Source organism: Paenibacillus sp. oral taxon 786 str. D14 (assembly GCF_000159955.1).
Classification (GTDB): Bacteria; Bacillota; Bacilli; order Paenibacillales; family Paenibacillaceae; genus Fontibacillus; species Fontibacillus phoenicis.
In genome coordinates, this window is record NZ_GG695975.1 from 193,366 (window position 1) to 206,107 (window position 12,742).

Consider the following 12,742-nt stretch of genomic DNA (forward strand, 5'->3'; position numbering starts at 1 on the left):
CTAACATGAGTTGCTGTGGTAATCACAACCATGACGGAAATAATCATGCTGGCGGGGAGCATTCCGGCCATTCCAAAAAACATAATTGGATGATGATCTTGTGCTGTGTTTTGCCGATCGTTCTATTCGCTGCAATGCTACTTTTTAACGGAATAACAGGCTCAACGGGAAACATTATTCCATTCCTGCTTCTGCTGATTTGCCCATTGTCACACCTGGTTTTGATGCCGATGATGAGTAAGAAACGACACTAACAAACCCAATGACGAGAACATGGAGTGGATGAGTTCATGAAAAATATCTATCGATGGGGGGGAGTTTTGCTTTTCCTTTTGCTCGTTGCCGGTACTTGGCTTTTCGTAAAACAGCCAGAAGGGAAAGCAGCTCCTGCTTCAGTTTTTTATGTACCAAACGCTGGAGACGGAACCATCTCCGTTGTTGATTATGAACAAGGAAAAGCAGTGGACACGATTAAACTGGGAACAGACCAAGCTTCCCATGGTATTGCACTAAGCTTAGACCAAAAAGTACTTTACGTCGGCACCGGCTTTGACGGCAAAACGCTGATAGCGATCGATACGAAAACCAAAAAGAAAATAAAGGAACTTGCTTTTGACGAAGGCGTTCATGGCATCGATATAAGCCCGGACGGTCAAAACTTATACGTATCCCTTAATCCGGGGCTTGGTAAAACGGGCGGGAAATTAGCCATTGTGGATACGGCGAATCTCAATCTAAAATCCATGGTTGAGACGGGAGAAGGCCCGGCGCATGTGGCAGTTACTGCGGATGGTTCCCAAGTTTGGACAGCTAATGTGAATGATGATACGATTTCCATCGTAGACGCAACAACGGCAAAAGTCGTCAAAACCATCGCTGTCGGGAAAGTACCTAACGAGGTGGCGGTTATGCCGGATTCGCGATATGCTTTTGCTGCCAATGTAGAGTCGAATACGGTGTCTGTCATCGATATGAAAACCATGCAAGTGATCAAGGATATTGAAGCGGGAGAGGCTCCTCATGGGGTAACTGTCTCCCCAGACGGAAAAGAATTGTGGGTCAGCAATAACAAATCGAACGATGTCACAGTGATCAATACGGACAACTTTCGTGTTTTAGCGACGATTTCAACGGGTTCCTATGCAAATCACGTAGGCTTTTCACCTGATGGGGTATGGGCTTTTGTCTCAAATCGGCAATCGAACGATATCGTAAAGATCAACCGAGAAGACAGAAAGGTCGTAGCCATAATTCCGGTAGGTTCCGAACCGCATGAAATATCGCTGGAAGATATCATTGTTCCTGTCCAAGCTTCGAACGTAACCGCCCCTGACATTAGTCCGGATCCATCCGTTCAGGAGGGAACGCTTGGCTCGGCTCAAATCACGGTGCAAAGGTTAAAGGCAACTGACCTTGGGAATGATCCGAATTTTACGGATATCAAAGCGGAGGATTTTCAACAAAATGATATCTATGGAATTTCATTAGCTGCTCATTCTGGCGATATTTCTGATTTGTTAAATGAGCAGAGGATTAGCCTGCAAGGCTTAAATGGTAAATATGTGTCTCCTTCTCGGTTGGTTTCCGTAAGCAACGACTCACACCATCCTTTTTATTTGGCCTGGTTTCCAAAAACAGAGCAAGCCTCTCAGGTCGAAATGAAAATTGACGGACCCAATGGAGAAACGGTTTCTTTATCCTGGAGTGAGTAACTGAATCGAGAAATATAGTGAGCACGCTCACTATATTTTTTGGGGATAAATATAAAAATGAGAATAAATAAATTTAGGGGGATAAATAACATGAAAAGAAACTGGATGATAACGCTCTCTGTAGCGGTTTTAGCCATTGGTATTACTGCCTGTGGTACTGCACAACAGAATAACAATGCTGCACAACAGAATAACAATGCTGCACAACCAAATCAAACCACGAATAACTCTGAAAACAAAGCTGAAGCCCCAATTTCACAAAATGTTGCGCCGGCGTTTTTTTACACTGCCGATGAAGGGGGAAGTGTTACTAAGATAGATGCAACTTCAAATCAAGTCCTGCAGACCATTAAGGTTGAAGGGGCCGTTCATAATGTCCAGGTCTCTCCCGACGGGAAATTGGTAGGAGCTACGGTTGTTCCATCAATGTCGGACATGGAAGGAATGTCGGAGGCGGAAGATCAAGAGGGCGGACATGGCGAAGATGGCGATCATGAAATGAGCGGTTATGCCTATTTTTATGACACGGTTTCAGACGAACTCGTCAAGAAAGTCGAAGTAGGTATCCACCCGGCTCATCTCGTTTTTACGATGGATGGGAAAAATGTTCTGGTTACCAATAATGAAGGAAATAATGTAACGGTACTGGATGCCAAGACGTTTCAAACGGTGGGAACGATTCCAGCAGGAAAAGGCCCTCATGGTTTTAGAGTGTCGGCGGACAGTAAATTTGCCTATGTGGCAAATATGAGCGAAGACACCGTTAGTGTGTTGAACTTGCAGACCATGGTTGAGGAGAAAAAGATCAAGGTCGGTAGCACGCCTGTAACGACTGGCGTAACGAGTGACGGTAAAACCCTGGTCGTTCCTTTAAACGCAGAGAATGCAGCCGTAATTGTGGACTTAGCTACCGAGAAAATGATCAAAGTACCTGTCGGTAACGGTCCTGCGCAGGTGTATATTCCATCCGACAACAAGTATGCGATTATTGCGAATCAAGGTACCGAACAAAATCCATCAAATAGTATCTCGAAAATTGACCTGGCTACAAATCAGGTCATTGCCACGATCGAGACGGGCAAAGGGGCGCATGGCGTGGTAGTGAGCCCGGATAACAGTAAAATATATGTGACAAACATGTTCGATAACACTGTAACCGTGATCGACAATGAAACCAATAAAGTGATTACAACGATTAAAGTAGGCACAACGCCAAATGGAATTAGTGTTACTCCATAATAATAAGGGGATAGTGACGTGAGAGTAATTTTATTTGAAATCGGGGGATTCTCCCTTAGATCCTATGGCGTCGTAGTGGGTTTGGCTGTATTGCTTGCCGTGGGCATGGCGTATTATTTAGCTAGAGGGACGCAATATCAAAAACATATCTTTAATCTGGTGTTCTATGTACTTCTTGGTGCCATTCTAGGAGCCAGAATATGGCATGTGTTCTTTTTTCAATGGGGATACTACTCGAACCATTTATCTGAGATTTTTGCCATCTGGAATGGCGGAATCGCCATACAGGGAGCATTGGTTGGCGGATTCCTGACAACGGCTGTTTATACCTGGAAAAATAAAATTTCGTTTTGGGAACTCGCCGATATTGTGGCTCCTGCCATCATATTAGGTCAGGCCGTAGGCCGGATTGCCTGCTTCCTAAATGGTGATGCGTTTGGAGCTCCGACTGGGACAGGCTTTGGGGTTGTTTACCCTGAAGGTACCATCGCTTTTGAACGGTATGGTTCCGTTCCGCTATGGCCGGCCGAAGTTTGGGAGGGTCAGCTCGATTTGATCGTATTTGGAGTTCTCATAGCCATGAAGAATATCAAGCTTCCCGTAGGGGTGCTGTTTTTAAGTTATAATATGATGTATGCACTGGTCCGGTTTTCTTTGGAATTCCTTCGTGGGGATTCACCACGGTACGCCTTGGATTGGACTGCCGGACAATGGACCAGTATGAGTATCTTCCTGATCTCTATGGCCTTGATGGTGTATTTCTTCTTTAAGCGCAACCAAGAGACAAAGGTAATCACTATGTAAAAATGAGTCAATCGGTAAAGGCGGGTGGCGGCGTGCCAAAACTACAGGTTCTTGTTGTAGATGATGAATGGAATATGCGCAATCTCTTGCGGATTTATTTAACGCGAGAAGGGTTCGAGGTCAAGGAAGCTACAAACGGCAATGAAGCCTTGGAAATGGCGGCTAACCATCATTTCGACATTATTCTGCTGGACCTTATGCTGCCGGATATGGACGGGTGGCAAGTATGCAAAAAGATCCGGGAGAAGGATCATGTAGCTATTTTGATGCTCACCGCGCGTTCGGAGACGAAAGATAAAGTGTACGGGCTTGGCATCGGCGCGGACGATTATTTGACCAAGCCATTTGAACCTGAGGAATTGCTTGCCCGGGTCTATTCCTTAATCCGCCGTTCGGCGATTACACAATCCATCAGGCGGCAAGAGGCTGCGTTAGAGTTTCCCCATCTGAGAATATTACCGGAAGGTAGAGAAGTTATTATCCATGACCATTCCGTTGAATTCACACAGAAAGAGTTTGATTTATTCATCTCGCTCGCGAAAAGCGAACAACGTGCGTTCAGCCGCGAAGAGTTGGTGAATCTAATCTGGGGAGACGAATACGAGGGAGAAGTTCGCGTCGTAGATACTCATATCAAAAATATTCGGGAAAAGACTCAAAAGGCAGGGCTTGGCTATAATCCGATTCAAACGGTGTGGGGAGTAGGGTATAAGTTCAACGGAGCGGGTACTTCCAATGAGAAGGAATAAAATTGGCTTCAGGCTTGGTTTGATGATTCTCGTCGCTTTTGTTGTCGTGATTCTCTCTTTAGGATTGACGATTGATCGAATGTTCACGAATTTCTATAACTCGGAAATGAGAACAGAGGTAAATGAACTCACGACTCACTTCACAGCGATGAGCCAATCGCCTGAGATGTTGTCCGAAGAGACGCTGCTCAAGTTTGCCGATTTTTCAAACGTCAGTATTTTATTTGTTTCTGAACAAGGAGACATATTGGCAAATTCCGGAACCTATGAAATATCGGACCGAACATTCATTAAACCCAAGGACCTGAAGCTTCTTTTTACCGGGAAAGCCGTAAAGCTTGAACATACCGATGCTAATGGAGAACGTTACTTCGTGGCGGCCAGACCCGTATTGGATGCCACGGGGGTAAATATTAAAGCCGCGGTTTATGTCCTTTCTTCAACCGGGCATATGGATGAATCCATCACGGCCGTTCGTAGCGTATTGGTACTGTCAGGCCTAGGGGCATTTCTACTGGCACTGGGAATCACCTGGATCATCGCCAAAATCCTATCCCGACCCATGCTGCAAATGCAAGCGGCAACCCGGAAAATTGCCGCGGGTGAGCTGGAAACTCGATTAACGATTCAGCGAGATGATGAAATTGGTGTTTTGGCGGATTCCATCAATCATCTGGCCATCGAGCTACAGCGATATAGGGATACCCGGCAGGAATTTTTTGCGAATATATCTCATGAGCTGCGAACTCCGATCACGTACTTGGAAGGATATGCACAAGTCCTCAAGAAGCGTCTATATGAAACAGAGGAGGAGAAGGATAAATATTTAGATATTATTCATGAAGAGGCCATGCGTTTACAGCACCTCGTTGATGATCTATTCGATTTGGCTAAGATGGAAGAAGGAAAAGTCAGCCTGTCGCTGGAGTGGATTGACTTAGCGGAAATTACGGATAACGCGGTTCAAAAAATTAAGCTTAAAGCCGGCGAGAAGAACTTATCTCTCCAAACGAAGATCAACAGCAACATTCCATTGATTTACGGTGACGGTTTGAGAACGGAGCAGGTTCTTCTTAACTTGTTGGAAAATGCTGTACGCTATACGGAGAAGGGCAGCATCGTCGTTGAACTGGACCAAAACCGCTCCTTTATTTATATAGCAGTGGAAGATACCGGTATGGGTATCCCTGAGGATGAGATTCCGTACATCTTTGACCGTTTTTATCGTGTGGAGAAGTCCCGCTCACGGCAATATGGTGGTACAGGGCTCGGTTTGCCAATCGCTAAAAAGTTGGTGGAGCTGCAAGGCGGGGAACTCAAGGTCTTTAGTAAGTTAGGCCACGGAACTAGGTTTGAGATCCGCTTTGTGCCTGAACACCAGGAGGAACGAATATGAAGAAGGCGGATTGGGTTATAGTCATTGTTCTCATAACTATGGGGCTGGCATGTTTAATCGTATCGGCTTTCTCATTCCGTGGCATGTCATTTACTCAGATGGGACTTTCCATCGGGCAGGCTTGCTTATCGATGATTGTGATAGCTACGATCTTTGGTATCGTATATTGGTTCACGCAAAGAAACAAACCTTAACTCCTATCGGTTCCCTAAGTTCAAATCCGAGGTGAAAATATTGAATAAGGTCCAAACCGAAAAAATAAAAAGGCGATACAATCGCGTAGCCCCTCTGTTCCACAAAATGGACAGTAAAATGATGAAAACTTGGAGAAGCAGCTTATTATCAGGATTAAGTGGCAATATTCTGGAGGTTGGCATTGGTACGGGAGCTAATCTTCCCTACTATCCTTCTTCCGTTTCATTAACGGGAATAGATTTTAGTCCCAGTATGCTGAATTACGCCAAGCTACGCGCCGAAGAACTCGGCATGAAGGTAGATTTGATTGAAATGGATACAGAGCACATGGATTTTGCGGACCATACCTTTGATTATGTAATAGCTACCTGCGTGTTTTGCTCTGTTCCAGACCCTATACAAGGGATGAAAGAAATGGCTCGTGTATGTAAGCCGGAAGGACAAATTCGTTTATTGGAGCATATGCGTAGCGATAACCCGGTTGTGGGAAAAATCATGGATCTGCTTAATCCAATCACTGTGAGGTTGTCTGGGGCGAACATCAATCGAAGAACGATGGAAAACGTGGAAAAAGCGGGACTCGTTATTGAACAAAACGAGCAGTTGTTTTCTACAATCGTCAGAAGTCTAACCCTGATTATAACCCCATCACGTAACACTCCTTGAGCAAACGTCCATGTAATGAAAAGAATAATTTGAAAGATGAAGGGAATACCACAAAGAACAGCAAAATATGCTGTTTTTCTTTTTGAAATACCCTACGGCGGTATCCTAAATTATCGATTGACGAAATATACCCCATAGGGGTATAATGCATTCAGCAAAGAATTTAAAGGAGTGTCTCTTTAAGATGAAAACCATGACATTACAAGTAAGCGGTATGAGCTGCCAACATTGTGTAAATTCGATCGAAGGTGCTCTGAAACAAATCGGAGTAGAAGGTAAAGTCTATTTAGCTAATGGGTCGGTTGAAGTTCGCTTTGATGAAAGTAAAATCTCGGAAAGCTTGGTCAAGGAGACCATCGAAGAACAGGGTTACGATGTTATTTAACCGGTGTTTAAATCCTTGAAACGATTTTAAATTTCGATGATGTATTCATGCGGATGCGACGCGTAAAAATGCGACAATCCTAAAAAGTGAGGAGATGAGAAGATGAGTGAACGGATAAAAATCGCTGTATCTCCGCCTATACAACTAGGAGGAAGCCTCTTTACATCCGAACAATTAATCGAAATCGGCCGTCTGGTTGGACCAGAAGGGAAAATGGAGATGACTCCTTTTAAACAATTATACTTGGAAATACCATCCTATCGGGAAGAGGAGATTACTCAGCAGCTTCGAAATCAGGGTCTTGAAGTAAATCCTTCGGGTTTTGTAACCAAAAGCTTGATTGCGTGCAATTTTTGCAAAGGGGCCGAAGAAGCCGGCTTAGATGTAGCTCGCCAGCTAAACAAAGCCATTTCGGGTATGCAAACACCGTCCCCTTTGAAGATTGGTTATGCTGGCTGTGCGCTTGGCACAAGCGAGCCTTTATTAAAAGATATTAGTGTCGTGAAAATGAGAAATACATTTGATATTTATGTAGGAGGAGAGCCAAAAGGGATAAAGGCATCGTTCGCTCAACTGCTTCTGACCAGCTTATCGGAAGATGATGTTGTTTCGGTCGTAAGCAAACTCGTTTATTATTATAAGGAACATGCCAAGGGAAAAGAGAAATTCAGCAAGTTTGTTCAACGAATTTCGATCGAACATTTAAAAAACATCGCTTCATAAAAACAGGTGGAGAATAATTGTGGTTGTCGCTTTGTTTGGTTGGTATCAGGGTTCTTCATCTCATGGATTGGAGGAATCATGGGAGCTGCCGTCACTCCAAGATACGCACTAATCACTGTAAAGATGTCTGGGGCGAATATCAATCGAAGAACGAAGGAAAACGTGGAAAAAACGGGGCTCGATATTGAACAAAATGAACGGTTGTTTTCGACAATCGTCAGAAGTATAACCCTGAGTACAATGGTTTGATCTTAATAACTTCTTCACAATGTATAAATTAGTTCTTCATATTTATTGTTTATATTATATTCAAAAGGAGGAGATACTAATGAAAAAACTATGGATTGGACTCGCAACGATGGCTTTAGTGATGGGAATTGGAACGGCAGGTGTCTATGCGGCTACATCCGAAAACGGCACCGACGACAGCGGTAAAACAAATAACCAAAGCACCTTTGAACAAATGTTGCCGCATGCCAAACAAATGCACCCGGATCTCTCCGAGGAACAAATTCGGGAGATGTATAATAACTGCCATGGTGGCAATGGCTCGGGTGCTAAAGGTATGATGAACAATACTCAGATGGGCAGCAATATGATGAACTTCTAATCACGAATTTAGACAGGCCTCGCGAGTTACGTGAGGTCTTGTCTTATTTAATGAAAGGATTTGTATGGAACGGACAAAAATTTTAATTGTCGATGATGAGCCAAGCCTTCTCCACGTCATTAAAGCCTATCTGGAGAAACAGGATTACCTGGTTTATGAAACAGATTCAGGGCAGGGTGCGCTTCGGCTTTTTGAAAATCTCCAACCTGACTTAATCATCTTAGACTTAATGCTTCCGGATCTTTCGGGTGAGGATGTCTGCAAAACGATCCGAAAGAAATCGGATATACCTATCCTCATGTTGACCGCCAAAAGCGGTGAAGATGACCTTGTTCACGGTCTATTAATTGGAGCTGATGACTATCTTGTCAAGCCGTTCAGCCCTCGGGAACTGATGGCCAGAGTGATCAGCTTGCTAAGAAGATCCAAGTCCGCTGGATACACGACTCAGGAAAAAAAGATTTCTTTCGGCGGGAACCGCCTATCCATCGATCCGGAACGGCATGAAGTAACAGTCAGGGGTGAAATCGTCCAGCTTACCCCCATTGAATTCAAATTACTTGAAACTTTAGCCAAACATCCTAAAAGAGCATTTAGCCGTTTCGAACTGGTTAATCTGATCCAAGGTGATGATTTTGAAGGTATGGAACGAACGATCGATGTCCATATCAAGAACATCCGCCAAAAAATCGGTGATGATCCTAAAAATCCATCGTTTATTATTACGGTCTATGGGGTGGGTTATAAATTTCAGGAGGTCCCTGATGAATAGCGGAGGACTGCGTAAAAGACTGTTAATTTCGCATCTAGGCGTAAGCCTCGGTTCACTGCTGCTCATCATGATCATTGTTTATCTCGTCATGTCTTTCTCATTTGGAAGGTATACGCAAACCCAGCAACAGGCAGAGGCAGATACGATTGTCGAAGATTTGGTGGGATCCTATGATGAAAGTTCAAGCGGATGGTCTGAGGATTCTTTAATGTCTATCTCCCATCAAGCTATGCTTCGGAACTATAACGTGAACATTTATGACGCTGGAGGCAATTTAATCTGGGATACGAAATCCATGGGGAGAATGATGCATGCCTCTACACTGGCTGAAAAAGGTACTATAAATACGAAAGTAATAACGCGAGATATTACAAAAAATAATGTGAAGATCGGCAGGATCGAAATTGAGGGACTTGCAAGCAATTTTGAAATACAAAACCGACAGTTTCTGAACCTGTTTAACACGTTACTTTGGGTGGCGTTTATTTTAGCCATTGCCGGTGTAACGATATTTAGCGTAATTATGTCAAATAGCCTAAGCAGGCCTTTATTACGCATTAAACAAATAGCTACTCAAATGAAGGAAGGGGACTTGTCTTCCCGTGTTGTACTGGCGCATCGTCAAACGGAAATCGAGGAGGTGGGACTCGCTTTAAACCATCTAGCGGATACACTGGAGCAACAAGATCAGTTGCGCAAAAATTTAACGGCCGATATCGCCCATGAATTACGCACACCGCTGGCCACGATCCAAAGCCATATTGAAGCTTTTCAGGATGGTGTATGGGAAGCAACGCCCGATAAATTGGAGGTTTGTCATGGGCAAGTTATCCGGTTAGTAAAGCTTATTCATGATTTGGAGAACTTGTCAGCGGTCGAAAATCCGATGCTCAAGCTAAAACAAGAACCGGTTAGACTACTTGAGGTAATCAGAGAATCCAAAAAAACGGTAAAAGCTCAGTTCAGCGAGAAACCGATCGATCTCACCATTCAGGAAGAAACTCCTGTTGTTATCACCGGCGATGCTGGACGACTGATTCAAGTTTTTGTGAACCTGTTGAATAACGCTTATAAATTTACTGGCGAAGGTTCAATTTATGTTAGAATTTTTGAAGCTGCAGATCAAGTGAACGTAACCGTTTCGGATACGGGTTCGGGCATAGCGTCCGATGAGCTGCCACATATTTTCGAGCGTTTCTATCGTGGAGATAAATCGCGGAATCGCAAAACAGGCGGTGCCGGAATCGGTTTGGTTATCGTAAAGGCCATCGTAGAAGCACACGGCGGCAGTATTCATGTCGAGAGTAAAATCAATCAAGGCACCCAGTTTACATTACACTTTCCCAAATGTCAAAATAAAAGATGAGCTATCTTAACAGAAGAGCTCATCTTTTTAATCATTTTAATTTGTCGAATCATGAACGCTGGCACCTTTTGTTTTTAAGGTTGTCACCCATCCCTCGGTTAATGGCTGAATTTCAACCTCATCACCAGGGGAGAAACAGGCGAAGTTTTGCATATTATGGATGTTAATGACCGTTACTGTTTTTTTATTCTCCAATTCGATTTGATTATGGCATCTGCTAATTCCAGTTTCGTCTGCTTCGCAATCCGTATCTGTTTTAACGGTGCCCTTCAATAAAGTATCCACATTACCCTCGAGTAATTGAGTAATGTACCGTTTTTCTTTACCGTTATTTTGCCAATCATAAGTTTTTTCATCAAAGGAAAAGGAATTTGAATTATTAGAAGATTTATTCGTAAAAATGCTGCCAACTCCCAAAACAACAATAATGATGAATAACGATCCTACTGCCCAAATCGTCTTTTTTCTCAATATCTAGCACTCCCCGTTTATAGATCAGCTTATTTTACATAAGCATCGATCTCGTTTTCGGCGTTATTTTTTTCTGATCCATCGACCTCTATAAACATTCGCAATGGCAAACAAATGATGGCTTCTTTGGGTTTGGAAATCAGTCCGAAAGTGAAGCAAATCTTCTGCGGACAATCGGATTCGATGACTTCAATGCCTTTGTCATGGATCTTCAGGATATCATAACCTCTTTCTGTTTTTACTTCGATAATTTGGGGTTCATCAGTAAGCTTCACCGTCTTGAAGATCTTATTATCCACCCTAATCGTCGCGTAATAATCCTTGTTCATGTTCGTTACGGCATCATTTGTAATCCATCTGGCTCCCAATATAAATGTGGCCAGTAGTATAATGCAAACAATTAAGATTAAATCACCCTTTTTAAGCTTATGGTTCATCTGTTGGTCATCCCCAAAATAATATCTCTTTAAATTGTATCTGAAAAATATGTGTTTTCTTTGTAGAAATGATGTGATATTCGGAACAATTACTAATCATCGAATTTCTGAATTAAAAAACTACACTGGAGCATAATACCTCATGTATTTTAATTAATTGGAATGGAAGGTGAAAAGTTACAAATGTCTCACGAACAGTTTCAACATTGCATCGATGAGTGTCTGCGCTGCATGGTCGCATGTAACCATTGTTACACATCCTGTTTAGAAGAAGACAATATCGGGATGATGAAAGAATGTATACGATTGGATCGGGAGTGTGCTGATATTTGCGCCTTCTCTGCGCAAGCGATGTCCATGAACACTTCTTATGCGAAACAAATCTGTAAGATCTGTGCGGATGTTTGTGAAGCATGCGGAAACGAATGCAAAAAGCATAGTTCAGAACATTGCCAGCAATGTGCCGAAGCATGTTTTAGATGTGCTGAAGCATGCCGTAAAATGGCCGCATAATCATCAAACCCTAAAACCCGTTTCTGTCGGGCTTTAGGGTTTGATCTGTTTGGAATGTTATTCGAATTACATGATAAAAAAATCTGCAGCCAGAAAAAGACAAATCGTCGTAAACATCCAAATGGGGTTAGATAGAAGGGACGATTTCTTGTTAAGATCTCCAGGGGCTATTTCACCTTGTAACAAAATAAAGACTAGGAACAGGATTGCAATTGTAAACAAAGCAATAATATTCAACATGGTATGGGTTGAAGATGGAGGGATCATAACCAAAAGCATTGTTCCCATCATTCCACCCATGACTCCGGATAATAATCCGTCTATCACCGCCATAAGACCTTTTGGCCATCCAATAAATGTGCCAGTAAGGCCACCTGCTAACATGCTAAGCAAAGTTGTTATGAAAAAGTCGTCTGAAATTATGACTGTCAGAAGGCTACCCATTCCCAAGCCGACAGACATTCCCACAGCCATCGCCGTCATCATGCCTGCCATACTACTTAACTGAGTTCGAAAAGAAATAATAAATAAATATAGCCATACCGTTAGAAGAAAAGACAATGCAATTAATGGGAAGAAGATCAATGCTTATACCCCCTAGACCTATATTATACTTTAAGATATGGCTTGTTCATTTTGAATATGCACCCCAGTTATGTAATTGCAATTAATAGGGGGTGGGGGTATATTATTTATATAATAAG

At 43.0% G+C, this 12,742-nt stretch carries 17 protein-coding genes; 14 read left to right on the top strand and 3 right to left on the bottom strand.

Translation table 11 applies throughout. The features are described from left to right. From POTG_RS24320 to POTG_RS10830, 13 genes are all read left to right on the top strand, one after another. The coding region (locus tag POTG_RS24320; protein WP_198136187.1) for a DUF2933 domain-containing protein at window positions 1-254 on the top strand (254 nt) is incomplete at its 5' end. Window positions 255-290: 36 nt separating this feature from the next. Next, window positions 291-1,712 carry a YncE family protein gene (locus POTG_RS10775; RefSeq protein ID WP_009224857.1) on the top strand — a complete coding sequence of 474 codons (1,422 nt, stop codon included), beginning with the start codon at window positions 291-293 and terminating at the stop codon, window positions 1,710-1,712. Window positions 1,713-1,817: 105 nt separating this feature from the next. Further along, entirely contained in the window at window positions 1,818-2,951 is a 1,134-nt protein-coding gene (locus POTG_RS10780; protein WP_009224858.1) for a YVTN family beta-propeller repeat protein, read from the top strand. A gap of 18 nt (window positions 2,952-2,969) precedes the next feature. After that, window positions 2,970-3,755 (top strand): prolipoprotein diacylglyceryl transferase, encoded by a 786-nt coding sequence (gene lgt / locus POTG_RS10785; protein ID WP_009224859.1) that lies wholly within the window; start codon window positions 2,970-2,972, stop codon window positions 3,753-3,755. 2 nt (window positions 3,756-3,757) lie between these two features. Then, entirely contained in the window at window positions 3,758-4,504 is a 747-nt protein-coding gene (locus POTG_RS10790; RefSeq protein WP_009224860.1) for a response regulator transcription factor, read from the top strand. After that, the gene (locus POTG_RS10795; RefSeq protein ID WP_009224861.1) at window positions 4,491-5,900 is read left to right on the top strand and encodes a sensor histidine kinase; all 1,410 of its coding nucleotides are present in this window, start codon (window positions 4,491-4,493) and stop codon (window positions 5,898-5,900) included. The genes POTG_RS10790 and POTG_RS10795 overlap by 14 nt, the downstream gene beginning before the upstream one ends. Continuing rightward, on the top strand, window positions 5,897-6,094 hold the full coding sequence (locus POTG_RS10800) for a hypothetical protein (protein WP_036644990.1): 198 nt from the start codon (window positions 5,897-5,899) through the stop codon (window positions 6,092-6,094). The genes POTG_RS10795 and POTG_RS10800 overlap by 4 nt, the downstream gene beginning before the upstream one ends. 31 nt (window positions 6,095-6,125) lie before the next feature. Further along, the gene (locus POTG_RS10805) at window positions 6,126-6,761 is read left to right on the top strand and encodes a class I SAM-dependent methyltransferase (protein WP_442852589.1); all 636 of its coding nucleotides are present in this window, start codon (window positions 6,126-6,128) and stop codon (window positions 6,759-6,761) included. A 184-nt stretch (window positions 6,762-6,945) separates the two neighbouring features. Next, complete coding sequence (locus POTG_RS10810) at window positions 6,946-7,146, top strand: copper ion binding protein (RefSeq protein WP_009224863.1); 201 nt, start codon at window positions 6,946-6,948, stop codon at window positions 7,144-7,146. Between the two features lie 102 nt (window positions 7,147-7,248). Further along, window positions 7,249-7,869, top strand: a complete 621-nt coding sequence (locus POTG_RS10815) for a nitrite reductase (protein ID WP_009224864.1) — start codon at window positions 7,249-7,251, stop codon at window positions 7,867-7,869. A 328-nt stretch (window positions 7,870-8,197) separates the two neighbouring features. Next, window positions 8,198-8,479, top strand: a complete 282-nt coding sequence (locus tag POTG_RS10820; protein WP_036644994.1) for a hypothetical protein — start codon at window positions 8,198-8,200, stop codon at window positions 8,477-8,479. A gap of 64 nt (window positions 8,480-8,543) precedes the next feature. Continuing rightward, on the top strand, window positions 8,544-9,251 hold the full coding sequence (locus tag POTG_RS10825; RefSeq protein WP_009224866.1) for a response regulator transcription factor: 708 nt from the start codon (window positions 8,544-8,546) through the stop codon (window positions 9,249-9,251). Further along, window positions 9,244-10,617, top strand: a complete 1,374-nt coding sequence (locus tag POTG_RS10830) for a sensor histidine kinase (protein WP_009224867.1) — start codon at window positions 9,244-9,246, stop codon at window positions 10,615-10,617. The genes POTG_RS10825 and POTG_RS10830 overlap by 8 nt, the downstream gene beginning before the upstream one ends. A gap of 36 nt (window positions 10,618-10,653) precedes the next feature. On the opposite strand, the gene POTG_RS22715 is transcribed toward POTG_RS10830, so the two are convergent. After that, the gene (locus POTG_RS22715; protein WP_009224868.1) at window positions 10,654-11,088 is read right to left on the bottom strand and encodes a hypothetical protein; all 435 of its coding nucleotides are present in this window, start codon (window positions 11,086-11,088) and stop codon (window positions 10,654-10,656) included. Between the two features lie 29 nt (window positions 11,089-11,117). Further along, window positions 11,118-11,525: a NusG domain II-containing protein gene (locus tag POTG_RS10840; protein ID WP_009224869.1), complete on the bottom strand. Its 408-nt coding sequence runs from the start codon at window positions 11,523-11,525 to the stop codon at window positions 11,118-11,120. Window positions 11,526-11,708: 183 nt separating this feature from the next. Here POTG_RS10840 and POTG_RS23185 point away from each other — a divergent pair, with 183 nt between their 5' ends. Continuing rightward, window positions 11,709-12,038, top strand: coding sequence for a four-helix bundle copper-binding protein (locus tag POTG_RS23185; protein ID WP_009224870.1), 330 nt, complete (start codon window positions 11,709-11,711; stop codon window positions 12,036-12,038). Between the two features lie 66 nt (window positions 12,039-12,104). Here the strand turns inward: POTG_RS23185 and POTG_RS10845 are convergent, their stop codons facing one another. Next, window positions 12,105-12,623 (bottom strand): hypothetical protein, encoded by a 519-nt coding sequence (locus POTG_RS10845; protein ID WP_036644997.1) that lies wholly within the window; start codon window positions 12,621-12,623, stop codon window positions 12,105-12,107. Window positions 12,624-12,742 lie beyond the last annotated feature (119 nt).